Here is a 24594-nt window from a genome sequence, read left to right as displayed (position 1 = left end):
GGACAACCGCCAGTGTCTGAGGTCATCCATCACACCGGCTTATGATTCGAGCATGACCGACGATCTCGACCTCGCGTCCTTGCGCGTCGTCCGTGCCGTCGCGGACACCGGCCCGATCCCGGCGGCCGCCGCCCTGCTCGGCTACAGCCACCCCGCCGTCAGCCAGCAGCTCCGGCGGGCCGAACGCCAGGTCGGTCAGCCGCTCGTGCTGCGCGCGGGACGCGGCGTCGCCCTGACCGAGGCCGGGCAGAGGCTCGCGGCCCACGCCGTGCACGTGCAGGCCGCCCTCGACGCCGCGCGACAGGACCTCGACGCCCTGGGCGGCGTCGCCACGGGCCGCGTCACGCTGGCCGGCTTCCCCAGCGCGTCGTCCACGATCGTCCCCGACGTGCTGTCGCGGCTGCGCGACCGGCACCCCGGCCTGACGGTCGACTACGTCGAGGCGGAACCGCCGGAGGCGCTGGCACGACTGCGGGACGGCCCGGCGGACGTCGCGGTCGCCGTCCGCCACGGGGGCGACCCCGGGGGCGAACGCGACCTCGACGGGCTGCTGCACCGCGCCTCCTTCGTCGACCGCACGGTGCTGGTCCTGCCGACGGCGCACCCGTTCGTCCGCGGCGACGACTTCGCCGGCCTGGCGCATGAGAGGTGGATCGGCGGATGCCCGCGCTGCCGGGGTCACCTGCTCGCCACGTGCGCCGCGTCCGGGTTCGAGCCCGAGATCGTGCTCGAGACGGACAACGCCCTGGCCGTGCTGGGGCTCGTCGCGGCAGGGCTTGGCGTCGCGCTGCTGCCGGGGCTGTCGTTGGTCTCCGCCGCGGTGCCTCCCGGGGTGCGCGTGGTCGGCCTGGACGAGGGGCTCGCCCGCGTGGTGCACGTCGTCCACGGACGCGGCGGTGACCGCGTACCGAGCGTGCGGGCGGTCCTGGACGCCTTCGAGCAGGTGGACGGCGACGCGCTGGGCCTCGTGCCGGTCCGACGGGGCGAGCTGTCCGTGGCTCCGGGTTAGGCTGGCCCGACGAACCAGGAGAGGTGCAGGTCGTGCGCAGAAGACTGACCGTCGGCATCGCCGTCTCGGTGCTGGCCCTCGTCGGGCTGACCGGCTGCTTCCCGAGCCTCGACGACCTCACACCCGTCGGTGCGGACGGGTCGACGCCGACCTCGGGCGCGAGCGGCGCCCCTCAGCCCCAGGTGACGGGCGCGCCCGGAACCGGCGGAGGCACCGGGTCGCAACCCGACGCCCTCGCCCCCGGCGGCACGCTGCCCGGCCAGGTCAACTACAAGGACCTCACCATCTACGTCTACGGCGTCGGCGAGCTGACGACCACGGCCCCCTCGATCTACGCCCGCCCCGACGGCACCGATCCCTACCCGGCGGGCACCGACGTCGAGGTCACGGCCTACGTCCTGACGAACAACTCGCAGCGTCGGCTCGACCTGACCGACCTGAGCGCCGACTACTCGTCGTACGGCAACGACCTCGCCACGCAGGACGTCTTCGCCGGGCAGGACCTGTTGACCCAGATGGGTTACGAGACCTCGCTCGAGTCGAAGTTCCCGGCCGACAGCGCGAACTGGTACCTGCTGCCCGGCGAGTCCACGGTCTTCGCCAACGCCTGGTTCCACCGGGCGAGCGACGGTCCGCTGACCCTGCAGTTCCTGTGGCCGGCCGAGCGGATCTTCCTGGGCGCGAACATCCAGTTCTGACGGCCGACCGGTCAGGCCGGGCTGGGGGCGTCCACCGCTCCCCCGAACCGACGGGTGCGCGAGGCGTACATCTCGACGGCCTGCCACAGGTCGGTGCGGGTGAAGTCGGGCCACAGCTGGTCGAGGAACACCATCTCGGCGTAGGCGGACTGCCAGAGCATGAAGTTGCTCGTCCGCTGTTCGCCCGAGCTGCGCACGAACAGGTCGACGTCGGGCAGTTCGGGAGCGTACAGCCGCTTCTGGATCAGCTTCTCGCCGACGGCCGAGGGCTTGAGCCGCCCGGCGGCGACGTCGTCGGCGATCGAGCGCATCGCGTCGGCGATCTCGGTCCGCCCGCCGTAGTTGACGCACATCGTCAGCGTCAGGACGTCGTTGCCCTTCGTCAGCTCTTCGGCGAACTGCAGTTCTTTGATGACCGACCCCCACAGCCGTGGTTTCCGCCCGGCCCAGCGGACCCGCACCCCCCACGCGTTCAGCTGGTCGCGTCGGCGGTGCAGCACGTCGCGGTTGAAGCCCATCAGGAAGCGCACCTCGTCGGGCGAGCGCTTCCAGTTCTCGGTCGAGAACGCGTACACGCTGAGGTGCTTCACGCCGATCTGGATCGCCCCGGCGACCACGTCGAGCAGCGACATCTCGCCCGCCTTGTGCCCTTCGACGCGGGTGAGCCCGCGCCCGTTGGCCCAGCGCCCGTTGCCGTCCATGACGATCGCGACGTGTTCAGGCACGGCGCCCTTCGGCATCGCCGGCGGATGGACGCCGGTCCAGTCGAGCGGGCGGAAGTCGGCGGCGTCGCGGTGGGTCTTCTTCACGGTCTCTCTCTTCCGGGCACCCGGTCGACGTGCTGCAACGATCGCAGTCCCCGTTCGAGGTGCCACTGCGTGTAGGCGGCGACGACGCCGCTCGCCTGGTTGCGGGTCGCGTCGGGCGCGTCTTCGGCGTGGCCCCAGTCCCCCGTGAGCAACGCGCCCAACAGGGCCAGCGCCTCCTGCGTCAACCGCGGAGCGCCGGGAGGCGCGTGCGAGTCGGCCACCACACCACCCAGCTGCACGACGAAGGCCGAATGCGGCCCGGGTTCACCGGTGACGGCGCAGTCGCCGAAGCTCGGCGACCAGCCCGCGATGCTGAGCGCGCGCAGGAGGGACGAGTCGAGCGTGAGCTGGGGGGCGTGCTCGTGGCGGGGGGGCGAGCGGAGGGCCCCGACGAGCAGGAGGTACTGCTGCAGACCCGCCTCGGCCTCGGTCAGCTTGTCGGCGGTCTCGACCATGACGCTGCCGGCCGTGTAGCTCTCGTAGTCGGCCGCGATCACGGCACCGTACGAGCCGAGCGACTCGGCCTGCTGCACGATGTCGAGCGACCGGCCCTCGTAGAGCTGCAGGTCGGCGACCATCATCGGCTCGAGGCGCGCACCGAACTTCGAAGCGGTCCGCCGGACGCCCTTGGCCACGGCCCGGATCTTGCCGTGGTTGCGGCTGAGCATCGTGAGGATGCGGTCGGCCTCACCCAGCTTGTGGGTGCGCAACACGACGCATTCATCACGGTAGACGGGCACCGACCAAGCATCGCACGCGTGGTACAAACGTCAGGTGCACGCCACAGCCTTCGCCGTACCCCTGTGGGTGGACCTCCTCGCCGTCGGCATCGGCAGCCTGCAGGGGGCGATGTTCGCCTCCGAGTACAAGGACCGCCGCCTCGACCTGCTCGGCATCGCCATCATCGGCATCGCCACCGGACTCGGCGGCGGCGTGCTGCGCGACGTCCTGCTCGGCGAGGTGCCCCGGGCCATGACGAGCAACTGGTACCTGCTCGTCGCCGTCGCGGCCGCGATCGTCGGCATGGCTCTGCAGCGGGTGTTCACCCGGCTGGCGGGGGTCATCACCGTGCTCGACGCCCTGACGATCGGCCTGCTCGGCGCGATCGGGTCGACCAAGGCGCACTCGCTCGGACTGCCCGAGATCCCCGCCGTGTTCGTCGGGGTCATCGCCGCCGTCGGCGGCTCGGTGCTGCGCGACCTGCTGATGAACCTCACCATCGCGATGATGCACGTGGGGTCGCTCTACGCCGTGGCGGCGGCCGGGGGCACCGTCGTTCTGGTGGTGGCCGTGTCGCTCGGGGCACCCGTGGCCGTCTCCGCCATCGCGGGCACGTCGATCACGCTGGTCATCCGCATGCTGGCGGTGCGGTTCGGGTGGACCCTGCCCGAACAGCGCGCCCTCAGCCGGCTCCCCCGCTGGCGCCGGCCCCGCTGACCCCGCTGCCGGCGCTCGGCGCGCGGTGCCGGCCCTTGCACCCCGTCGGCCCGGCGCCGCCCGTGTCGGCAACTCCTGCCCCCTGCGCCAGCGGACCCCGACACGCCGCACACCCGCACCCGCGCGCGACACCAGGCAGGAGTTGCCCGCACCTCAGGCCGCAGACCGACACCGCGGCCCCACGCCGGCACCCGTCCCGCACGACGACGCCCCCGGCGCCGAAGGCACCGGGGGCGGGTCGAGACGTGCGGGTCCGGACGGGGCAGGCCGCTCAGACCGAGGCGAGCTCGTGCACGTCGGTCGTCGTGCGGATGGCACGGTTCACCGCCGAGACGATGGCCTTGAGCGAGGCCGTCGAGATGTCGGCGTCGATGCCGACGCCCCAGAGCCGGGTGCCGTCGACGTCGAGCTCGACGTAGGCAGCGGCCTGCGCGTCGCCCGACGCGCTGAGCGTGTGCTCGACGTAGTCGTACAGCTTGACCTGGACGCCCTGCTCGGCGAGCACGGCGATGAACGCCGCGATGGGCCCGGTGCCGCGGGCCGAGGTCGACTCGACGGTCTCGCCGACCCGCAGGTCGACGTCGAGCACGGTCTCGCCCGACATGTCGCTCGAGGTGCTCGTCCGGGTCAGCTCGAAGCGACCCCACTTGTCGTCGGCGTCGTCGGCGGGCAGGTACTCGTCCTGGAAGATCGACCAGATGTGGGCGCTCGTCATCTCGCCGCCCTCTTCGTCGGTGCGTGACTGGACGACGCCGCTGAACTCGATCTGCAGTTTGCGCGGCAGGTCGATCGCGTGGTCAGCCTTGAGCAGGTAGGCCACGCCGCCCTTGCCCGACTGCGAGTTGACGCGGATGACCGCCTCGTAGCTGCGACCCAGGTCTTTGGGGTCGACCGGCAGGTACGGGACCGCCCATTCCAGCTCGTCGACGTCGACCCCACGTGACGCCGCGGTCGCGGCCATGGCCTCGAAGCCCTTCTTGATGGCGTCCTGGTGCGAGCCCGAGAACGCCGTGTAGACGAGGTCGCCGGCCCAGGGGCTGCGCTCGTGCACGGGCAGCTGGTTGCAGTGCTCGGCGGTGCGCTTGACCATGTCGAGGTCGCTGAAATCGATCTGCGGGTCGATGCCCTGGGTGAACAGGTTGATGCCCAGCGCGACGAGGTCGACGTTGCCGGTCCGCTCGCCGTTGCCGAAGAGGCAGCCCTCGATGCGGTCGGCCCCGGCCAGGTAGCCCAGCTCGGCCGCGGCGATGCCCGTGCCCCGGTCGTTGTGCGGGTGCAGCGACAGGATGACGCTGTCGCGACGGGTCAGATGACGGTGCATCCACTCGATCGAGTCGGCGTAGACGTTGGGGGTCGCCATCTCGACGGTCGCCGGCAGGTTCACGATCACGGGGCGCTCGGGCGTCGCGTCGAAGGCCTCGATCACCTGGTTGCAGATGTCGAGCGCGAAGTCGAGCTCGGTGCCGGTGTAGCTCTCGGGCGAGTACTCGTAGAACACGGCCGTCTCGGGGATGGTCTTCTCGGCCTCGAGGCACAGCCGGACGCCTTCGAGCGCGATGTCGACGATGCCCTGACGGTCGGTGCGGAACACGACGTCGCGCTGCAGCACGCTCGTCGAGTTGTACAGGTGGACGATGGCCTGCCTGGCGCCGGCGATCGACTCGTAGGTGCGGGCGATCAGGTGCTCGCGCGCCTGGGTCAGCACCTGGATCGTCACGTCGTCCGGGATGGCCCCCTCGTCGATGAGGCTGCGCACGAAGTCGAAGTCGGTCTGCGAGGCGCTCGGGAAGCCGACCTCGATCTCTTTGTAGCCCATGCCGACCAGCAGGTCGAACATGATGCGCTTGCGCTCGGGGCTCATCGGGTCGATCAGCGCCTGGTTGCCGTCCCGCAGGTCGACGGCGCACCAACGCGGTGCCTCGGTGATGCGCTTGGACGGCCACGTGCGGTCGGGCAGGTCGACGGCGATCTGCTCGTGGAAGGGCCGGTACTTGTGGATCGGCATGGCCGACGGCTGCTGTGCGTTCTTCATGTCCTGTGGTCTCTCTCGCCCTCGAGGGGCTGCTCTTCGCGGGGGTGTCGGCCGACGACGAACTCCGCGACGAGGGGGGCCTGGGTCAGGACTCGCCGCGGCAGCTAAGGAGGAGCAGGCCGGTGGACACGTGACGAGGCTAGCACCGACCGAGGAGGGGCGGGTCGTCGCGGACCGGCACCGCGCCTCCTCGGCTCCCCCGCCCGATCAGACCACCGTGCGGACGAGCCGCACGACGGCCCCGACCGAGAGGTCGGGCAGGTAGGCGCGGCCGAGGGCCGTGCCGATGGCCGGCAGCTGCACGGGATCGGGGAAGGCCATGACGAGCGGCACGAACTCGGGCTGGAACTTCTTCTTGAAGGTCAGCAGGGTCTGGAATCCGTAGGCCGGCTCGAGCACGCGCCCGAGGAAGGTCAGCACGCGCTCGGTCTGCGTCGCCGGGCCGTCCGACGGTGCACTGGTCGCGAGGGGTGCCGCCGAGAGGCTGAGGAACTCGACGCCCTGTTCTTTCATGGCCAGGGCCGACGACGCGATGACGAACTCCATCACGCCGTTCATGCTGTCCGGTCGACGGCGCATGAAGTCGAGCGTCCAGCCGACGACCTCTCCGTCGCGCCAGGAGGGCAGCCAGCTCGTCACGGCCTGGACCGAGTCGTCCTCGTCCAGGGCGAGCATCAGCGCCACGTCGGGGTCGCGCAACTCGTCCACGCCGCCGAGGGTGAAGCCCATCTCGGGCAGGTTCTTCTCGGCGACCCACTGCTCGCTGATCTCGCCGATCTGGCGGGCGACCGCGGGACGGAGGTCGGCGTAGCGGGTCCACTCGGCCCGGACCCCGTTCTTCGTCGCGCGGTTGATGCTCGACCGGACGTCCTGCCACTTCTTGCCGGTCATGGCGAAGGTGGCCGGGTGGAGCACGGTCTCTTCGCCGACGGGCAGCGTCGCCCAGCCCATCTCGGCGTAGAGGGGCGAGAGCTCGCCCCGCACGCTGTAGAAGACCGGGGTGAGGCCCTGGTCGTCGCACCAGCGGGCGAACTCACGGGTCACCTCAGGGAGCCGGTCGGCCGGGCACAGCGGCTCACCCGTGGTGATGGCGATGTCCGTGACGACGCGATAGGCGACCGCGGCGCGACCGTCGGCCGTGAACCAGTACCGGTTGCCCTCCCACAGGGCCATGTGCGACAGCGTGCCCGACGTCCCCCGGTGGATGATCTCGCGCACCTGGGCACGCGCCGCGTCGGGACGGACGTCGCCCGGCCGTGTCGCACCCACCACGAGCCCGACCAGCACGACGAGCCACCAGAGCGGCCCGACCCACTCGAACGCGGCCCGGACGACGCCGCCGTCGGGCACCGGCCCGATGCGGGTGAGCCCGACGAACCCGACCGGCACGAAGCGTTCGGGCACGTCGAGCAGCAGCGTCCACGGTTCGATCGCCGGGACGAAGGAGGCGCGTCCCAGCCACGCGAGGACGGCGAACGTCACGGCCAGCACGACACCCGACAGCACGACGACGAGGGCGAACCGGGGCCGTCGCGTCCCCTCGGCCCCGACGCCGAAGTGACGACGGAGGAGGAACAGCCCGACGGCGACCGCGGCCGGCACGGCGACCGCCAGGACGGCGAGCACCACCCTCTCGACCACGTGACGGGGCTGGTCGACGACCGGGTCGGTCGTGACGGGCAGCACCACGTAGTAGAGACCGGCGAAGACCGCGAGGAGCCCGTCGACCGCGACGGCCACGTCGAGGGCGAGGCGACGCCCCCGCCGCAGGTACCAGGCGCACACGAGCAGGACGGCCAGCGGCAGCAGGCTGAGCAGGACGGTCGGCACGCTGTCGATGCCGGCGAGGGCCGCGGCCCGCGCGCAGGCCCCGATCGGAGGCGCGTGCCGGTCGGGTGCGCCCTGTCCCGCGGCCGCGCAGGCGGCCGAGAGCGACCGCCCCGGCAGGACGTCACGGAACAGCATGCCGAGGGGCGAGAGCGCCCCGATGGGGCTGCGGGTGAGCAGGGTCAGGACGGGACCGACCGCCGTCACCGCGACGATGGTCGACGCGAGGCGGCGCACCTCGTGGTGCGAGCTGCGCAGCCATCCGCGCTCGGCGGGAGGGCCGGCCGACACCACCCCGAACACGAGCCCGACGAGGGCGCCGAGGAGCGCGTAGAGACCGGAGGGATGCCCGTCGTACAGCACGAAGGCGAACACGAACGAGAAGCCGACCAGCCGGATGCGGCGGCGCCAGAGCGGCCCGAAGAACGCGCTGGCGGTCATGATCGTGCCGAGGGCGGGCGTGAGCGGGTGGAGGGTGGACTCGGCGGCCACCTCGAGGGCCCAGGTCTCGCCGACCGCCTGCCCCAGGGCCTGCACCGCGACGCCGACGCCGGTCGCCACGACGGCCGTCACGAGGTAGGCCGCGACCGTGCGGCGCCAGCCCATGCGGCGCTCGGCGGCGCCCACGAGCACGAGGACGCCGACCACGGCCAGGACGAGTTGGGCGGGACCGCCGGCGAAGAACACCGAGCCGAAGACGAGCAGCCACGAGGTGCGGTCCTCGAACGGGTCGAGACCCGCGCCGACGAGGTCCCGGAGTCGCTCGCTCGGAGCGTGCGTGAGGCTGCCCGAGGCGACGGCCAGCACGACGAGCAGCAGGGCGAGGACGAGACTCACGGGACGGGCGCGGACGAACGCAACGACGCGGGTGCCGATGCCCTCTGCGGCCTGTCGCACCCGCCCCGGCTCGTGGGGCTCGGGCTCGCGGGGGTCGGGCGGAGGCGGTGCGTCCGGGCCGGCCACGGTCACGTCGTCGCGCACGGGGTCTGTACCGCCGCGCTCAGGCCGAGGCGCGGGTAGAACTGCCCGATGCCGTGGGCGAAGCCGTCGGTCGCGGTCGTCCAGTCGTGTCCGCTGCCGGGTGACACGTAACGCGTCACCGACATGCCCGCCTTCGCCGCCGCCACCGAGTTCGCCGTCATGAACCGACCGTACCGAGCGTCGGTGGAACCGACGGCGAAGAACGCCGCGGTGTCCGCGTAGGGCGCGTGCTCGGCCATGATCGCCTGGGGCTGGGCGGCCTCGTACGCGGCTCGGTTCCCGGCGAAGCCCTGGGTGATCGTGGTCTTCTCGTCGCCGATCGACGGGCCGAGCTCACCCGACACGTCGATGAAGGTCGAGAATAGGTCGGGTCGCGCCGCGGCGAACTGGATCGAGCCGGGGCCCCCCTGCGAGAACCCGCCGATCGCCCACGCCCTCGAGCCGGAGGCCACGTGGAAGTGGCTCGTCATGTAGTCGACCACGTCCGTGGTGATGTAGGTGGCGCTGTTGCCCAGGGCGCCGTCCCCGCACATCGGGTTGTGCGCGTCGGCACTCAGCTGGTCGGGCACGACGACGATCGGCGCGAGACCGTGGTTCTTCGCCGCGAAGGCGTCCAGCGTCCGGACGAGGTGGCCGGCCGTGACCACCGAGCTCGGTTCGGCCGGTTGCCCCGACATCATGATCATCACCGGGAGGGCGGGGGCGTTCGCCACGAGGGCCGCGGGAGGCAGGTAGACGACGGCGTCGCGTGCCGGGAAGTGCGAGACCGTCCCGGGGATGGACACGCTGCCGTACCGGCCCGTGGCCGGGAGGTCGGCGGGGGCCTTCCAGGTCGACCAGAGGGTCGGGTCGAACTCCGTCGAGCCAGGAGCCGCGGACGGAGGCGCGGTGGCGGTCGCCGCGAGAGGCGGCACCTCGTCCTGGCCGAGCGCCTGCGGCAGGTTCTGGTACACGCTGCCGTCGCGGTTCAGCGCCAGGCCCCCGGCCAGGGCGAACACCAGGACCGCCACCACGGCCACGACCTTCCGCCACCACGGGGTGCGGAACAGGCTGACGACGACGACCCCGAGGCCGGCGCCCACCGCGGCGACCCAGAGGCGCTCCACCCAGGGCGGCGACAGGCCCAGCACGCCGCGCACGCCGCCGAGCCACCACGTGACGACGGCGCCCGGGGCGGCTCCGACGAGGACCGCGAGGGCGATCCGCCGCCGCCACGTCCGGCGGGTCCGCGGACGGACGAGGAGTCCGATCGCGACCAGGGCGGCGACGACGTCGACCACCCACAGCACCGTCGACGACAGCAACGGGACCGACAGCAACCAGTTCATGCGAGGGCTTCTTTCAGCGGAGTGTCGGGGTGGTGACCACCCAGGTGACACTCTGCCGCCACGAAGCCGGTCGACACGAGCCGTGCCGCTCGATCACAGCAGTCTCATCAGGTGCGGTCAGCGTCCACACGGCACCCGCAGGTCGATCGCACGACGCTCCGTCGACGACCGACCGTGTCGCGCCGCCGTCTCGGGCCTACTCGGCGAGCCCGTGTTCGTACGCGTAGACCACGAGCTGCACCCGGTCACGCAGGGACAGCTTCGACAGCACACGACTGATGTGGGTCTTGACGGTCGCCTCGCTGAGGAACTCCCGCGACGCGATCTCGGAGTTGCTGAGGCCCCGCGCCGCGAGGTCGAAGATGTCGCGCTCTCGGGTGGTGAGGGTGCCGAACGACTCGGGTACGGCCCGGGCGCGGGAGGCGCGTCCGTCGAAGTGCTCGAAGAGCTCACGGGTGGCGGACGCCGCGATCACGGCGTTGCCCGCGTGCACGGTCCGGATGGCGGCGAGGAGGAACTCGGGGTCGGCGTCCTTGAGGACGAAACCGCTCGCGCCTCCTCGGATGGCCCGGGTGGCGGCCTCGTCGAGGTCGAACGTCGTCAGCACGATGATGCGCGGCGGACGACGGGAGGCCGCCTCGGCCTGAGCCAGGACGGCGGTGGTGGCGGCGATGCCGTCCATGACGGGCATGCGGATGTCCATCAGGACGACGTCGGGCGTGGTGCGCGCGACCATGGCCACGCCCTCGTCGCCGTTGCTGGCCTCGCCCACGAACTCGAGGTCGGGCTGCGAGCCGACCAGCATCTTGATGCCCGCACGGAACAGGGCCTGGTCGTCGACCAGCGCGACGCGGATGGGTGCCGTCGAGCGGCCGGGCATGTCGATCATCGGATGCGTACCTCTTGGGTCAGTGCCAGGGTCGGCACGATGGCGTGGACGACGAAGCGTCCGTCGGCGTTCTGGGTGGTGAGCGAGCCGCCCGCCAGGGTGGCACGCTCGCGCATGCCGTCGAGCCCGTGGCCGCCCCGCCGTTCGTCGCCGGTCGTGTCGACCGGACGCGTCGGCGGCCGCACGACGTTCGAGATCACCAGGTGCAGCGCCTCGTAGCGCCAGTCGAAGTGCAGGCCCACGGGCTGGTCGACGGCACCGTGTCGGAGGACGTTGGTCAGGCTCTCCTGCACGATGCGGAACACGGCGAGCTGCCGGTTGGTCCCGAGCACCTGGGGCTCGCCCGTGACGCGCAGGTCGACCATGAGGCCCGAGCCGCGCATCTGGTCGAGCAGACGGTCGAGGTCACCGAGGGCGGGCTGCGGCGCCTCGCCCTGGCTGTGCCGCAGCTGACCGAGGAGCACGCGGACGTCACCCAGTGCCTCGCGCGCCGTCGTGGCGATGGTGGTGAGCGCCCCGTCGACCGAGGTCGGGTCGACCCGGGCGGCGTAACGGGCCCCGTCGGCCTGGGCGATGACGACGGCCAGCGAGTGGGCGACGACGTCGTGCATGTCCCGGGCGATCCGGTTGCGTTCCTGCTCGACGGCGATGTCTCGCTCGGCTCGGGCGGCCTCGCGTTCGGCCCGGGCGGCATCGTTCTCGGCACGGGCGGTCTCGCGTTCGGCGATGAGCCGCGCCTCACGGCTGAGCCGCTCGGACCATCGCGCCCGGGCCAGCAGTCCCCCGGCCCAGGGCAGACCGAGCAGGGCGAGGAATCCGAGGAGGCTGATCCCCAGCTGCAGGAGGATGCGGACGACGTCGGTCACCGCGTAGATGTCGTAGTCGACGCCGAACAGGCTCTGCTGCACGAACGAGAGGTAGAACGTGCCCAGGAGGGCCCCCACGCCCACGGAGACCAGGCCCGACCACTTGACCCGGTCGGTGCCGTACGCGGCCGTGGAGTACAGCACCGCGCAGATCGCGAGGTTCGTGACACCGGGCGTGCTGCCCGTGATCATCTGGGACGCGGCGACCAGCCAGGCGAGGGTCAGGGCGAGCCCGGGCGACAGCCGACGCAGGGCGAACGTGACCGTCATGCCCAGCACGACGAACGGTGTCGTCGCGACGCCGTCGCTCAACACCAAGCCGACCACGCCGAGCAGGAACGCCGCCGACAGGTCGACGGCGACCTGGTAAGGCGCGAGGCGTCGGAAGATCACCCGACCACCGTACGACCTTCGGCGGCCGGATCGGGCCGGCCGCCGGGCGCGAACGACCTCGGGACCATCGCGATCATCCGCAGGGACGAGGCCGACCCGTCCGAGAGGGACGAGGCCGGTCGACGGTGAGACGGGTCAGAACCCCAGCCGACCGAGCTGCTTCGGGTCGCGCTGCCAGTCCTTCGCGACCTTCACGCGGATCGACAGGAACACCTGCTTGCCGACGAGCGGCTCGATCTGCGCCCGGGCACGCTCGCCGACCTCGCGCAGTCGCTGACCGGCCTTGCCGATGACGATGGCCTTCTGGCTGTCGCGCTCGACGAACAGGTTCGCGTAGATCTCGAGGAGGTCCTTGTCGTCACGCTCGACCATGTCGTCGATCGTGACGGCGAGCGAGTGCGGCAGCTCGTCTTGCACGCCCTCGAGCGCGGCCTCGCGGACGTACTCGGCCACCCGGTCCGTCAGACCTTCCTCGGTCACCGCGTCGGACGGGTAGAGAGGCTGCGACACCGGCATGAGCTTGATGAGCTCGGCGGTGAGGACGTCGAGCTGCACGTCGCTGACGGCCGACAACGGGATGATGGCCTCCCAGTCGCGCAGCCGGCTGACCGCGAGCAGCTGCTCGGCGACCGCGGGCCGCGACGTCGCGTCGGTCTTGGTGACGATCGCGACCTTCTTGGCCCTCGGGTACTGGTCGAGCTGCTCGTTGATGAACCGGTCGCCCGGGCCCAGCTTCTCGTCGGCCGGCACGCAGAACCCGATCACGTCGACGTCGCCGAGCGTGGTCTGGACGATGTCGTTGAGCCGCTCGCCGAGCAGCGTGCGCGGACGGTGCATGCCCGGTGTGTCGACCAGGACCAGCTGACCGGACGCTTGGTGCACGATGCCGCGGATGGCCCGGCGGGTCGTCTGCGGCTTCGACGAGGTGATGGCCACCTTCTGGCCCACCAGGGCGTTGGTCAGCGTCGACTTGCCGACGTTGGGCCGCCCGACGAACGAGACGAACCCGGCTCGGTAGGTCGACCCCCGAGGAGGCGCGGCCGAGGGGGTGAGGTCGTCTCCGGGGGGCGACGTGGGGGCCGTTCGTGAACGTGGTGGAGCGGGTGGGAGGTGGGGGGGTCGCGACGACCCGGCGCGCAGTCGTCTTGAGCGGCGTCGGCGAACGCGGCCTGGGCGTCCGCGAGGTCGGCATCACGCTCGACCAGGACGGTCTGCAGATCGTGACGACGACCCTCGGTGCGATCGGCCGTGAGGACGAGGCCCGACACGCGGACGACCGACCCCTGCTCGGGCAGTCGCCCCAGGACCTTGGTGAGCAGACCGCCCACCGAGTCCACATCGTCGTCGTCGAGCTCGAGGCCGAAGAGGTCGCCGAGCTCGTCGACGGGGAGACGGGCACTCACCCGGAAGACCCCCGCGGATACCTCGCGCTGCGGGGCGACCTCGCGGTCGTACTCGTCGCTGATGTCGCCGACGAGTTCTTCGATGAGGTCCTCGAGCGTGACGAGGCCGGCGATGCCGCCGTACTCGTCGACGACCATCGCGAGGTGGTTCTTGTCGAGCTGCATCTGTCGCAGCGCGTCGTCGGCCTTCTTGGACTCGGGCACGAAGACCGCCGGGCGGGCGAGCGTCGTGACGGGAGCCGAGTCGTCGCCGCTGTGCTCGTGCAACCGTCGGGCGAGGTCGCGCAGGTACACGATGCCGACCACGTCGTCCGAATCGCGGCCGACGACGGGCACCCGGGACACGCCCCTGCCGAGGAAGAGGCTCATCGCCGATCCGACCGAGGCGGTGGCGTCGAGGGTGACCATGTCGGTGCGGGGCACCATGACCTCGCGGACCACGGTGTCGCTGAACTCGAAGATCGAGTGGATGAGCTCGCGGTCGTCCTCTTCGAGGACGTCGAGCTCGGTCGCCTCGTCGACCATGCTGAGCAACTGCTCTTCGGACGAGAACGACGCACTGCGCGGACGGCCGGGGGTCACCCGGTTGCCGACGGCCACCAGGGCGTCGGCCAGCGGCCCGAGGACGACCCGGACGAACCGCACGAGCCCCGAGGTGAGCCGCACGAGACCACGGGCGTGGGCGCGACCGACGCTGCGCGGGCTGGAGCCGACGAGGACGAAGGACACGACCGTCATGATGAGCGCCGAGAGCAGCAGGGCCAGCCACCAGGGCTCGACCGAGAACGCGAACGACAACGACACGAGGACGGCCGCCGACGTCTCGGCCAGGATGCGCACGAAGTTGACGGCGTTGACGTGTGCCCCGACGTCGGCCGCGATGGCGGTAAGCGCGGTCGCGTGACGCGGATCGTCGTCGGCCTCGTCGAGGAGGTCCTGGCGGCTGAGCACACCGAGGGCCGAGTCGGCCGCGGCCAGCAGGCCGCCGAAGACCACCAGGAAGACCGCCACGACGACGAAGACCGTGACCATCACCGCGTCACCTGCTCGTGTCGGCCGCGGCGAAGGCCGCGAGGATCTCGCGCTGAAGACCGAACATCTCGCGCTCGTCGTCGGGCTCGGCGTGGTCGAACCCGAGGAGGTGCAGGATGCCGTGGCAGGTGAGCAGCAGCATCTCGTCGAGAGGGGTGTGCCCCGCCGTGGCCGCCTGGGCGACGGCCACCTGCGGACACACGACGATGTCGCCGAGCAGGCCGGCCGGCGTCGGCTCGTCCTCGGTGCCCGGACGCAGTTCGTCCATCGGGAAGCTCAGGACGTCGGTCGGGCCGGGTTCGTCCATCCACTGGACGTGGAGTTGCTCCATCGCGGCCTCGTCGACGAAGACGATCGCGAGCTCGGCCTCGGGGTGCACGTGCATCTGGTCGAGGGCGAAGGTGGCCAGACGTTGGACCGTGGCCTCGTCGACCTCGACGGCGGATTCGTTGGCGACCTCGATGCTCACCGGGTTCCTCTCTTGGGCAGGCGGTCGCGGGCGTCGGCCCGCCGCTCGGCGCGGTTGCCCGACTCGGTCTGTTCGTGTGCCGCCTCGTGACGGCGGTGCTGCTGGGCCTGACGCTCGGCGTCGTAGGTCGTGTACGCGTCGACGATGCGGCCGACGAGCGTGTGCCGCACGACGTCGTCGCTGGTGAGACGGGCGAAGTGGATGTCGTCGATGCCGCCGAGCACCGTCGTGACGAGCTGGAGGCCGCTGGCCCCGGTGGGCAGGTCGACCTGGGTGACGTCGCCCGTCACGACCATGCGCGAACCGAAGCCGAGACGGGTGAGGAACATCTTCATCTGCTCGGGCGTCGTGTTCTGCGCCTCGTCGAGGACGACGAACGCGTCGTTGAGGGTGCGACCGCGCATGTAGGCGAGAGGGGCCACCTCGACGGTGCCGGCCGCGAGCAGCTTGGGCACGATCTCGGGGTCCATCATCTCGTTGAGCGCGTCGTAGAGCGGGCGGAGGTACGGGTCGATCTTGTCGGTGAGCGTGCCCGGCAGGAACCCCAGCCGCTCGCCGGCCTCGACCGCGGGACGCGTCAGGATGATCCGCTGGACCTCGCGGCGCTGCAGCGCCTGGACGGCCTTGGCCATGGCCAGGTAGGTCTTGCCCGTACCGGCCGGACCGATGCCGAACGTGATGGTGTGCTGGTCGATCGCGTCGACGTACTCTTTCTGACCCGGGGTCTTCGCCCGGACGCCCTTGCCGCGGCTGGTGACGATGGGCTGACCGAAGACCTCGGACGGGCTGCCCTGCCCCGAGTCGAGCAGACGGGCCGACGTCGCGACCTCGGCCGGGCCGAGGTCGTGGCCGCCCCGGACCATCGAGACGAGCTCGTCGACGAGCCCCTCGGCCCGGTCGACGGCGGACGAGGGCCCCTCGAGGGTGACCTCGTTGCCGCGCACGAGCACGCGGACCTCGGGGTACTGCTTCTCGACCGCACGGAGCAGGCGGTCTTGCGGGCCCAGCAGCTGGACCATGGCGACGCCGTCGACGCTGACGTCGACGCGCCGGACGTCGTCGCCCGTCGTCGGTGTCGAGGGGCCGGTGGCGTTCGTGTCGCTAGTGGGCAAGGGTGCCTTCCTCCAGGGGTCCGCCGAGCACATGGGCGTGCACGTGGAACACGGTCTGCCCGGCGGATGCGCCGGTGTTGAAGATCAAACGGAACTCGGACCCGGAGTGTTCCCCGAACGCCGCCGGGTCGGCCGCGAGCCGGGAGGCGGTCGCCACCAGCTCGGCGAGCAGCGCCGGGTCGCCCGCGGCGAGTTCGACGACGTCGCGGTACGCCTGGGTCTTGGGCACCACGAGCAGGTGGACGGGTGCCCGGGGCGCGATGTCGCGGAAGGCGATCACCGTGTCGCTCTCGAACACGATGTCGGCGGGGATCTCGCGCGCGGCGGTGCGGCCGAAGACGGGGGGCTCGTCGGAGGTCTCGGACATGCTGCCCATCGTAGCGACGACCGCCGACACGGCCCCCGGGGGGGTCGGGGTCCCCGGCGGCCGAGACGTGCGCCCAGGACGGGGAGCGCGGCGGGGCCGGCCGAGGGGGTGCGGGGGGCGGCGTCCCGGGGGCGCGCGGGGGGGGCACCCGCCGCGGCGAGCTGCTGCAGTCGGGCGGGCGACCCCCCGCCCTCGGGACCGACGACCACGACGACGCGGGCGGGCACCCCGCCCCCCGCGGTCAGGTCGACCGCCGTCGGCGCCGGCTCGGCAGCCGGCTCGAGCGCGAGCGCGAGATCGCGGGAGGCGCGCTCGGCCAGCAGCCGCGTCGTCGCGAGCCCGGACACCTCGGGTGCCCACGGACGGATGGACTGCTTGGTCGCCTCGCGCACGATCGTCGACCAGCGGGTGAGCCCCTTGGCGACCTTGGGGCCCTCCCACCGGGAGATGCTGCGGGCCGCGGCCCACGGCACGATCTCGTCGACGCCGAGCTCGGTCGCGGCCTGCACCGCGAGCTCGTCGCGATCGCCCTTGGCGAGGGCCTGGGCGAGGACCAGCCGCGTCGTCGGCGGCTCGTGCCGCACCACCCGCGTCGAGAGCAGCACCAAGCGCTCGGGAGCCGCCTCGGTCACCTCGCCCTGGACGACCAAGCCCCGACCGTTGCCGAGGGTGAGTGCCTCGCCCACCCGCACGCGGCTGACCGTGACCGCGTGCCGGGCCTCGGAACCGGTCAGCTCGACGGTCCCGCCGACGTCGGCGGCGACCAGGTCGTCGACCAGGTAGAAGTGCGCCACGATCAGAAGTTCAGGAAGCGGTCGCGCAACTTGCCGAAGAGGCCCTGTTGGAAGTGCGACAACTCGGGAGCCGGGGAGCGCCGACCGGAGGCGAACTTCTCGATCAGCTCGCGCTCTTTGTGGCTGAGCTTGGTCGGGGTGACCACCTGGACGCCGATCTTGAGGTCGCCGCGACCCGTTCCGCGCAGACGCGTGATCCCGCGGTCCTTCACGGTGATGATGTCGGCGCTCTGGGTGCCGGGCCTGATCTCGACCTCGATCTCGCCGTCGAGCCCGGTGAGCGTCGTCGACGTGCCGAGGATGGCGTCGGCCATCTGCACCTCGAGCGTCGCCAGCAGGTCGTCGCCGTTGCGGCTGTACGTGTCGTGGTGGCGCACCTTGACCTCGAGGTAGAGGTCGCCGTTCGGGCCGCCGGCCTGGCCGACCTCGCCCTGGCCGGGCAGTTGGAGCCTGAGGCCCGTGTCGACGCCCGCGGGGATGTCGATGGGGATCGAGCGACGGGCCCGTACGCGGCCCTGCCCCTGGCAGGTCGGGCAGGGGTTCGGGATGACGGTGCCGTAGCCCCGGCAGGTGCCGCACGGGCTCGACGTCATGACGTTGCCGAGCAGGGAGCGCACGGTGCGCTGGATCTGGCCGGAGCCACCGCAGATGTCGCAGGTCTGCGGCGACGTGCCGGGCGCGCAGCACGAGCCGCTGCACGTGTCGCAGAGGACGGCCGTGTCGACCTCGATGTCGCGCTGGGTGCCGAAGACGATGTCCTCGAGGTCGACCTCGAGGCGCAGCAGGGCGTCCTGCCCTCGCTCGCGTCGCGACCGCGGGCCCTGGCGCTGACCCTGGCCACCCCCGCCGCCGAAGAACGCGTCGAAGATGTCGCCGAAGCCGGCGGCCCCGCCTCCTCCGCCGCCACCGAAACCGGGCTGCGGGCCGAGGTCGTACCGTTCGCGCTGCTGCGGATCGCTGAGCACGTCGTAGGCGTGCGTGACGTCCTTGAAGCGTTCGGACGCCTCGGGGCTGGGGTTGACGTCGGGGTGCAGCTCGCGGGCGAGCTTGCGGTACGCCTTCTTGATCTCTTCCGGGGTCGCCTGACGGTCGACTCCGAGGACGTCGTAATGATCTGCCACTGGTTCTCGTCTGCCTCTGGTGTGGTGTGGTGGTCTTCCCGGCGGGGCCGGGCCCGGCGGACCGGGACGGGGATGGGGGTCGTGGGACGGCCGGGGCCGTCGGCGTCGGCTACCGTTCGGCGAGCAGCGACGACAGGTAGCGGGCGACGGCACGCACCGCCGCCATGTTGGTCGAGTAGTCCATGCGCATGGGCCCGAGGACGCCGAGCCTCGCGATCTCGCTGCCCTGCGTCGAGTACCCGCTGGCCAGCACCGACGCCTGCGACAACCCGAACGAGGCGTTTTCACGCCCGATGCTCGCGGCCACGTCGACGGCGTCGAGTTGCATCTCGCCGAACAACCGCAGCAGCGCGACCTGCTCTTCGATCGCCTCGAGCACCGGGAAGAGGTCGCCGCTGAAGTCGTCGCCCGTGCGCACGAGGTTCGCCGCGCCGGCCATGACGAGGCGGTCCTGGCGTCCGGCGGCGATCTGCTCGGTGAGGCTCGCGACGACGACGCCGACGACCGCCGCGAGGTCGGGGCGGAAGCGCGTCGGCAGGTCGGTGAGGGCCGTGGACGCCTCGCCCAGGGGCCGTCCGCCGACCGCGGCGTTGATGGCGGCCCGCAGCTCGGACAGGAAGGACTCGTCGACGGTGGTGCGGATGTCGACGACCCGCTGCTCGACCTGGCCGCTGTCGGTGATGAGCACCGTCATGACGCGGCCGTCGCCCAGGCTGACCAGCTCGACGTGACGCACGCGGGCCCGGGAGAAGGTGGGGTACTGCACCAGCGCCACCTGGTTGGTGAGCTGCGACAGCAGACGGACCGTCCGACCCAGCACCTCGTCGAGGTCGGTGGAGTCGCCGAGGAAGGTCTCGATGGCCTGACGCTGGGCGGCGCTGAGCGGTCGCAGGTCGGCGAGCTGGTTGACGAAGAGCCGGTAGCCCTTGTCGGTCGGCACGCGACCCGACGAGGTGTGCGGGGCCGCGATGAGCTCTTCTTCTTCGAGCAGCGCCATGTCGTTGCGGATCGTCGCCGCCGAGACGCCGAACTGGTGTCGCTCGACGATGGACTTGGACCCCACCGGCTCGCGGGACGCGACGTAGTCGTGCACGATGACGCGCAGCACTTCGAGACCGCGTTCGGAGACCATGACGCACCTCTCTTCGCTCGACGCCCCCCGGGTCGTCCGCACGCCGGGCGACCGGGCCTGGCACTCGCCGTGCCGGACTGCCAATCGTACGACACCTCCGTCGCGAGGCCTACTCGCGCCGCGCCCGGCTGCCCTAGGGTGGCGGGGACATCCGCAGGACACTCACGAACAGGTGCAGCCATGACCGAGACCCCTCCCGCCCAGCCGAACGGCCCGCAGAACGGTCAGCCCGGCCAGAACGGGCAGCCCGGCCAGCCCTACGGCCAAGGCCAGCAGCCCGGTCAGCCCTTCGGTCAGGGCCAGCAGCCCGGCCCCGGCTACGGTCAGCAGCCCGGCTACCAGCCGCAGCCCGTCCAGCCCATGCGCCCTGAGGACGAGAAGCTCTGGGCCACGCTCATCCACCTCGGCGGCATCATCTTCGCGTTCGTCCCGGCGCTCGTCGGCTACCTCGTGCTCAAGGACCGCGGCCCGTTCATCCGGGAGCACACCAAGACGGCGCTGAACTTCCAGATCACCATGGCCATCGTCTACGTGATCTCGGCGATCCTGACGGTCATCGTCATCGGCGGCGTTCTCGCACTCGTCGCCGGCATCCTCGTCGTCATCTTCTCGATCATCGCCGCCGTCGCGGCCAACAAGGGCCAGTGGTACAAGTACCCGCTGACCATCGAGTTCATCAAGTAGACGGTCGACCGGCCCGGACGGGCACGACGCGAGGCGCGACTCCCCCGGGAGCCGCGCCTCCTGCGTTCCCGGCCCGCGCCTCCTCGGTCCGCCGTGCGCGAGGCGCAGGAGGTGGGTGCGCGGTCAGTCGGGCAGCAGGCGCCGCACGACGGCGTCGGCCATCAGGCGACCTTCGCGGGTGAGCACCACGCGACCCTGCAGGGCCGGGCGCCCCTCGACCCAGCCGTCGGCGATGAGGCCGGCGACCGCCTGGCGACCGTCGTCGTCGAGCCCGGAGGTCGGCAGCCCCTCGCGGATGCGCACCCCGAGCAGGACGCGCTCGACCCGACGGGTCTCGTCGTCGAGGGTCTCGCGCCCGGCGGCCGGCGACTCGCCCGCGGCCATGCGCTGCTGGTAGGCGGCCGGGTGCTTGACGTTCCACCAGCGGACGCCACCGACGTGGCTGTGCGCGCCCGGGCCGACGCCCCACCAGTCGTGGCCCTGCCAGTAGGCCAGGTTGTGTCGGGAGCGATGTTCGACACCCCGGGACCAGTTGCTGACCTCGTACCAGTCGTACCCTGCCGCGGCGAGCCGGTCGTCCGCGATCTCGTACATGTCGGCGGCGGTGTCGTCGTCGGGCATCGGGACCTCGCCCCGCTTGATCTGGCGGGCGAGCTTCGTGCCGTCCTCGACGATCAGCGAATAGGCCGAGAGGTGGTCGGGCTGCTGCTCGAGGGCGACGTCGAGCGAACGCCTCCAGTCGTCGAGGGTCTCGCCGGGCGTGCCGTAGATGAGGTCGAGGCTGACGTCGAGCCCGGCGTCGCGCGCCCAGCGCACCACGAACGGGATGCGCTCGGGATCGTGCGTGCGCTCGAGGGTGGCGAGCACGCTCGGCACGGCCGACTGCATGCCGAAGCTGACGCGCGTGAAACCGGCGTCGGCGAGCTGCTGCAGGTACGCGGCGTCGACCGAGTCGGGGTTCGCCTCGGTCGTCACCTCGGCACCCGGCTCGAGACCCCAGGTGTCGACCATCGCGTGCAGCATCGACGTGAGGTCGCCCGAGGGCAGCATCGTCGGGGTGCCCCCGCCGAAGAACACCGAGGAGGCGCGGCGCGGCGGCAGCCCCGCCTCGCGCAGCACCCGGCCCCCGAGCTCGATCTCGGCGACGGCCTGCCCGGCGTAGTCGTCCCGGCGCGCGCCCCGCAGTTCGTCGCCCGTGTACGTGTTGAAGTCGCAGTACCCGCAGCGCACACGGCAGAACGGGACGTGCAGGTAGACCCCGAAGTTGCGGTCGTCCGCGCCGACCGCGACGGTCTCGGGCAGGCGTCCGTCGACGGGGGCGGGATCGCCGAGGGGAAGGGCTCCGGGCACCGTCAGGCGCCGGTTCCCGAGGCGTCGCCGCGCGGGCCGGTCGGGGGCCGGTCGTCACCGCGGGGATCGCCGACCCCGGCCTCGGTGTCCTCGACGACGACGACCTCGTCGGTCTGCTCGCCCTTGTCGTTGAGGCTCAGGGCCCGCAGGTACCGCTTCGTGTACTGCGCCTGCGTGCGTCGCAGGAAGGGTGCCACGAGGCGCCACTTCGCGCTCGACGGCTTCGAGAACGACCGGATGGAGAGCCAGACCGAACCGTCGTCGGTCTGGTCGACGATCCAGGACTCCTCGCCGCTCTCGGGGTGGCCGTCGAGGGTTCCGTACGCGAAGCCCTTGCGCTTCGGTTCGTCGATGACGTAGACGACGCGGACCGGCGCCTCGACCGTGCGCCCGTAGGCCTCGATGCTGGGCGTGGCCGTCGTGCCCGCCGTGAGGAGGGGCGTGCCGTCGGGCGAGTACCGCGACTCGTCCCGCGCGGTCGCCCACTCGGCCGCGTCGACCGGTTGCCCGTGCTCGTCGAACTGGACGGGCGTGTACTCGCTCTCGTCGGCCGGCGGCACGCTGTCGACCCGGACACGGATGCCGCTGCGCTCCTGGATCTGCCAGGTCATGGTGGCGATCCAGGCCGCGGCGAAGCGGGCGTCGCCGTGGCCGACGCGGGCCCGGTACTCGGCCGGCTTGAAGCCCTTCGGCGGGTACTGCATGAGGTCGGGGGCCTGCGTCGCCCCGACCTCGCCGTAGGTCGTGCGGGTCTCGGTGTGGGTGGCTCGACGCATGCGCCCTACTTCTTGTCTTTCTTCTCGACGTCGCCGCTGAGGGCGGCGATGAAGGCCTCTTGGGGCACGTCGACCCGACCGATGGTCTTCATGCGCTTCTTGCCCTCTTTCTGCTTCTCGAGCAGCTTGCGCTTGCGCGAGATGTCGCCGCCGTAGCACTTGGCCAGGACGTCCTTGCGCATGGCGCGGATGCTCTCGCGGGCGATGATCCGGGCACCGATGGCGGCCTGGATGGGCACCTCGAACTGCTGCCTCGGGATGAGCTCGCGCAGCCGGCCCGTCATGAGGACCCCGTAGGCGTAGGCCTTGTCGCGGTGCACGATCGCGCTGAACGCGTCGACCTGTTCGCCCTGCAGCAGGATGTCGACCTTGACCAGGTCGGCCTCTTGGTCGCCGATCGGTTCGTAGTCGAGGCTGGCGTAGCCCGCGGTCTTCGACTTGAGGCTGTCGAAGAAGTCGAACACGATCTCGCCGAGGGGCATCGCGTAGCGGATCTCGACCCTGTCCTCACCGAGGTACTCCATGCCGAGCAGGGTGCCGCGGCGCTGTTGGCAGAGCTCCATGATCACGCCGACGTAGTCCTTCGGCGCGAGGATGCCCGCCTTGACCATGGGCTCGCTGACGCTGGTGATCTTGCCGCCCGGGAACTCGCTGGGGTTGGTGACCGTGACGGTCTGCCTGTCTTCGGTGGTGACCTCGTAGATGACGCTCGGCGCCGTCGTGATGAGGTCGAGGCCGAACTCACGCTCGAGGCGCTCGGTGACGATCTCGAGGTGCAGCAGGCCGAGGAACCCGCAACGGAAGCCGAACCCCAGGGCCACCGAGGTCTCGGGCTCGTACACGAGCGCAGCGTCCGACAGCTTGAGCTTGTCGAGGGCCTCGCGCAGGATGGGGTAGTCGCTGCCGTCGATCGGGTAGAGCCCCGAGAAGACCATGGGCAGCGGCTCGGTGTAGCCGCTGAGCGCCTCGGTCGCGGGCTTGGCCGCCGTCGTGACGGTGTCGCCCACCTTCGACAGGCGGACGTCCTTCACGCCGGTGATGAGGTAGCCGACCTCGCCGACCGACAGCCCCTGGCTGGGGACGGGCTCGGGCGACGAGACGCCGATCTCGAGGATGTCGTGCGTCGACTTCGTGGACATCATCTGCACCTTCTCGCGAGGGTGCAGGGTGCCGTCGATCATGCGGATGTAGGTGACGACGCCGCGGTAGCTGTCGTAGACCGAGTCGAAGATCATCGCCCGGGGCGGTGCGTCCTTGACGCCGACGGGCGAGGGGATGCGGTCGACCACGCGGTCGAGGAGCTCTTCGACGCCCATGCCGGTCTTGCCGCTGACGCGCAGGACGTCGGCGGGGTCGCCGCCGATCAGGCCCGCCAGCTCGGCGGCGTACTTGTCGGGGTCGGCCGCCGGGAGGTCGATCTTGTTGAGCACCGGGATGATCTCGAGGTCGTTCTCGAGCGCCAGGTAGAGGTTCGCCAGGGTCTGCGCCTCGATGCCCTGGGCCGCGTCGACCAGCAGGATCGCGCCCTCGCAGGCGGCCAGCGAGCGGGAGACCTCGTAGCTGAAGTCGACGTGGCCGGGGGTGTCGATCATGTTGAGTGCGAAGGTCTCGCCGTTGCGCTCCCACGGCATGCGCACGGCCTGGCTCTTGATCGTGATGCCGCGCTCGCGCTCGATGTCCATGCGGTCGAGGTACTGGGCACGCATCGCGCGCGACTCGACCACGCCGGTGATGCCGAGCATGCGGTCGGCCAGGGTCGACTTGCCGTGGTCGATGTGCGCGATGATGCAGAAGTTGCGGAGGGACTCGGGCTCGGTCGACGCCGGCTCGAGTGCGCGGGTTGCTTGGGGACTCACACGATCCTCTGGGGGTGGTGGGCGGGGGGACCGCTCGATTCTCCCACGCCCGGGCGACCGAGCGGGCGTCGGGCCGGGGGGGGCCCGCCGGTCGGCTACTCCTGCCTGGTGCCGCGGACGGCACCGCGCCTCCCCGGTCCGCCGCTCGGGCGGCGGCTGCAGGCAGGAGTTGCCGACGCGGATGGGTCGGCGGGACCGCGCGTCAGGCCGCCGAGCCGGGGTTCGGGGC

General features: G+C 71.5%; 21 protein-coding genes and 1 pseudogene. 4 read left to right on the top strand and 18 right to left on the bottom strand.

From position 1 onward, the window contains the following. Nucleotides 1-52: 52 nt before the first annotated feature. Nucleotides 53-1009 (top strand): LysR family transcriptional regulator, encoded by a 957-nt coding sequence (locus tag AEQ27_RS08365; protein ID WP_054146231.1) that lies wholly within the window; start codon nt 53-55, stop codon nt 1007-1009. A gap of 32 nt (nt 1010-1041) precedes the next feature. Then, nucleotides 1042-1707 (top strand): hypothetical protein, encoded by a 666-nt coding sequence (locus tag AEQ27_RS08360; RefSeq protein ID WP_152970243.1) that lies wholly within the window; start codon nt 1042-1044, stop codon nt 1705-1707. An 11-nt stretch (nt 1708-1718) separates the two neighbouring features. Here the strand turns inward: AEQ27_RS08360 and AEQ27_RS08355 are convergent, their stop codons facing one another. Both AEQ27_RS08355 and recO read right to left on the bottom strand, forming a co-directional pair. Further along, nucleotides 1719-2516: an isoprenyl transferase gene (locus AEQ27_RS08355; RefSeq protein ID WP_054146229.1), complete on the bottom strand. Its 798-nt coding sequence runs from the start codon at nt 2514-2516 to the stop codon at nt 1719-1721. After that, nucleotides 2513-3256 (bottom strand): DNA repair protein RecO, encoded by a 744-nt coding sequence (recO, locus tag AEQ27_RS08350; protein WP_054146228.1) that lies wholly within the window; start codon nt 3254-3256, stop codon nt 2513-2515. The genes AEQ27_RS08355 and recO overlap by 4 nt, the downstream gene beginning before the upstream one ends. 34 nt (nt 3257-3290) lie before the next feature. Here recO and AEQ27_RS08345 point away from each other — a divergent pair, with 34 nt between their 5' ends. After that, the gene (locus AEQ27_RS08345; RefSeq protein ID WP_054146227.1) at nt 3291-3953 is read left to right on the top strand and encodes a trimeric intracellular cation channel family protein; all 663 of its coding nucleotides are present in this window, start codon (nt 3291-3293) and stop codon (nt 3951-3953) included. Between the two features lie 271 nt (nt 3954-4224). Here the strand turns inward: AEQ27_RS08345 and leuA are convergent, their stop codons facing one another. From leuA to hrcA, 13 genes and pseudogenes are all read right to left on the bottom strand, one after another. Continuing rightward, nucleotides 4225-5985, bottom strand: a complete 1761-nt coding sequence (gene leuA, locus AEQ27_RS08340) for a 2-isopropylmalate synthase (protein WP_054146226.1) — start codon at nt 5983-5985, stop codon at nt 4225-4227. A gap of 207 nt (nt 5986-6192) precedes the next feature. Beyond that, nucleotides 6193-8793 carry a DUF2156 domain-containing protein gene (locus AEQ27_RS08335; RefSeq protein ID WP_054146225.1) on the bottom strand — a complete coding sequence of 867 codons (2601 nt, stop codon included), beginning with the start codon at nt 8791-8793 and terminating at the stop codon, nt 6193-6195. Then, nucleotides 8778-10121 (bottom strand): esterase family protein, encoded by a 1344-nt coding sequence (locus AEQ27_RS08330; RefSeq protein WP_054146224.1) that lies wholly within the window; start codon nt 10119-10121, stop codon nt 8778-8780. The genes AEQ27_RS08335 and AEQ27_RS08330 overlap by 16 nt, the downstream gene beginning before the upstream one ends. 196 nt (nt 10122-10317) lie before the next feature. Continuing rightward, nucleotides 10318-11010, bottom strand: coding sequence for a response regulator (locus tag AEQ27_RS08325; protein WP_369813612.1), 693 nt, complete (start codon nt 11008-11010; stop codon nt 10318-10320). Next, nucleotides 11007-12269 carry a sensor histidine kinase gene (locus AEQ27_RS08320; protein WP_054146223.1) on the bottom strand — a complete coding sequence of 421 codons (1263 nt, stop codon included), beginning with the start codon at nt 12267-12269 and terminating at the stop codon, nt 11007-11009. Before AEQ27_RS08320 ends, AEQ27_RS08325 begins: the two co-directional genes overlap by 4 nt. Before the next feature lie 135 nt (nt 12270-12404). Beyond that, a complete protein-coding gene (gene era, locus AEQ27_RS08315; protein WP_082383360.1) occupies nt 12405-13409 on the bottom strand; it encodes a GTPase Era in 1005 nt (334 codons plus the stop codon). A 2-nt stretch (nt 13410-13411) separates the two neighbouring features. Then, a pseudogene (locus AEQ27_RS08310) lies at nt 13412-14704 on the bottom strand (hemolysin family protein); the annotation flags it as partial. Between the two features lie 7 nt (nt 14705-14711). Next, nucleotides 14712-15173 carry an rRNA maturation RNase YbeY gene (gene ybeY / locus AEQ27_RS08305; protein ID WP_054146222.1) on the bottom strand — a complete coding sequence of 154 codons (462 nt, stop codon included), beginning with the start codon at nt 15171-15173 and terminating at the stop codon, nt 14712-14714. After that, on the bottom strand, nt 15170-16285 hold the full coding sequence (locus AEQ27_RS08300; protein WP_054146221.1) for a PhoH family protein: 1116 nt from the start codon (nt 16283-16285) through the stop codon (nt 15170-15172). Before AEQ27_RS08300 ends, ybeY begins: the two co-directional genes overlap by 4 nt. Then, on the bottom strand, nt 16275-16652 hold the full coding sequence (locus AEQ27_RS08295) for a histidine triad nucleotide-binding protein (protein WP_054146220.1): 378 nt from the start codon (nt 16650-16652) through the stop codon (nt 16275-16277). Before AEQ27_RS08295 ends, AEQ27_RS08300 begins: the two co-directional genes overlap by 11 nt. Continuing rightward, nucleotides 16562-17446, bottom strand: coding sequence for a 16S rRNA (uracil(1498)-N(3))-methyltransferase (locus tag AEQ27_RS08290; protein ID WP_082383359.1), 885 nt, complete (start codon nt 17444-17446; stop codon nt 16562-16564). Before AEQ27_RS08290 ends, AEQ27_RS08295 begins: the two co-directional genes overlap by 91 nt. A gap of 2 nt (nt 17447-17448) precedes the next feature. After that, nucleotides 17449-18567: a molecular chaperone DnaJ gene (gene dnaJ, locus AEQ27_RS08285; protein WP_054146219.1), complete on the bottom strand. Its 1119-nt coding sequence runs from the start codon at nt 18565-18567 to the stop codon at nt 17449-17451. A 109-nt stretch (nt 18568-18676) separates the two neighbouring features. After that, the gene (hrcA, locus tag AEQ27_RS08280) at nt 18677-19699 is read right to left on the bottom strand and encodes a heat-inducible transcriptional repressor HrcA (RefSeq protein WP_054146218.1); all 1023 of its coding nucleotides are present in this window, start codon (nt 19697-19699) and stop codon (nt 18677-18679) included. A 180-nt stretch (nt 19700-19879) separates the two neighbouring features. Here hrcA and AEQ27_RS18305 point away from each other — a divergent pair, with 180 nt between their 5' ends. Next, nucleotides 19880-20383 (top strand): DUF4870 domain-containing protein, encoded by a 504-nt coding sequence (locus AEQ27_RS18305; RefSeq protein WP_235451027.1) that lies wholly within the window; start codon nt 19880-19882, stop codon nt 20381-20383. A 123-nt stretch (nt 20384-20506) separates the two neighbouring features. Here AEQ27_RS18305 and hemW read toward each other — a convergent pair whose 3' ends face one another. From hemW to lepA, 3 genes are read right to left on the bottom strand one after another with little or no spacing between them, the layout of a single operon-like run. Beyond that, entirely contained in the window at nt 20507-21733 is a 1227-nt protein-coding gene (gene hemW, locus AEQ27_RS08270) for a radical SAM family heme chaperone HemW (protein WP_054146217.1), read from the bottom strand. A gap of 2 nt (nt 21734-21735) precedes the next feature. Continuing rightward, entirely contained in the window at nt 21736-22509 is a 774-nt protein-coding gene (locus AEQ27_RS08265) for a DUF1990 family protein (RefSeq protein WP_082383358.1), read from the bottom strand. A 5-nt stretch (nt 22510-22514) separates the two neighbouring features. Continuing rightward, nucleotides 22515-24365: a translation elongation factor 4 gene (gene lepA, locus AEQ27_RS08260; protein WP_054146216.1), complete on the bottom strand. Its 1851-nt coding sequence runs from the start codon at nt 24363-24365 to the stop codon at nt 22515-22517. Nucleotides 24366-24594: the final 229 nt, after the last annotated feature.

It is taken from the genome of Frigoribacterium sp. RIT-PI-h (genome assembly GCF_001297205.1).
In the GTDB taxonomy this organism is placed as follows: domain Bacteria; phylum Actinomycetota; class Actinomycetes; order Actinomycetales; family Microbacteriaceae; genus Frigoribacterium.
The sequence above is the reverse complement of the archived record's forward strand: the minus strand, read 5'-3'. Positions and strand labels throughout refer to the sequence as shown.

Bases quoted from the DNA above. Each gene is read 5' to 3' on its own strand.
- AEQ27_RS08365 (WP_054146231.1), top strand. From the start codon at position 53: ATGACCGACGATCTCGACCTCGCGTCCTTGCGCGTCGTCCGTGCCGTC.
- leuA (WP_054146226.1), bottom strand. From the start codon at position 5,985: ATGAAGAACGCACAGCAGCCGTCGGCCATGCCGATCCACAAGTACCGG.
- AEQ27_RS08330 (WP_054146224.1), bottom strand. From the start codon at position 10,121: ATGAACTGGTTGCTGTCGGTCCCGTTGCTGTCGTCGACGGTGCTGTGG.
- AEQ27_RS08325 (WP_369813612.1), bottom strand. From the start codon at position 11,010: ATGATCGACATGCCCGGCCGCTCGACGGCACCCATCCGCGTCGCGCTG.
- AEQ27_RS08295 (WP_054146220.1), bottom strand. From the start codon at position 16,652: ATGTCCGAGACCTCCGACGAGCCCCCCGTCTTCGGCCGCACCGCCGCG.
- hrcA (WP_054146218.1), bottom strand. From the start codon at position 19,699: ATGGTCTCCGAACGCGGTCTCGAAGTGCTGCGCGTCATCGTGCACGAC.
- AEQ27_RS18305 (WP_235451027.1), top strand. From the start codon at position 19,880: ATGACCGAGACCCCTCCCGCCCAGCCGAACGGCCCGCAGAACGGTCAG.
- AEQ27_RS08265 (WP_082383358.1), bottom strand. From the start codon at position 22,509: ATGCGTCGAGCCACCCACACCGAGACCCGCACGACCTACGGCGAGGTC.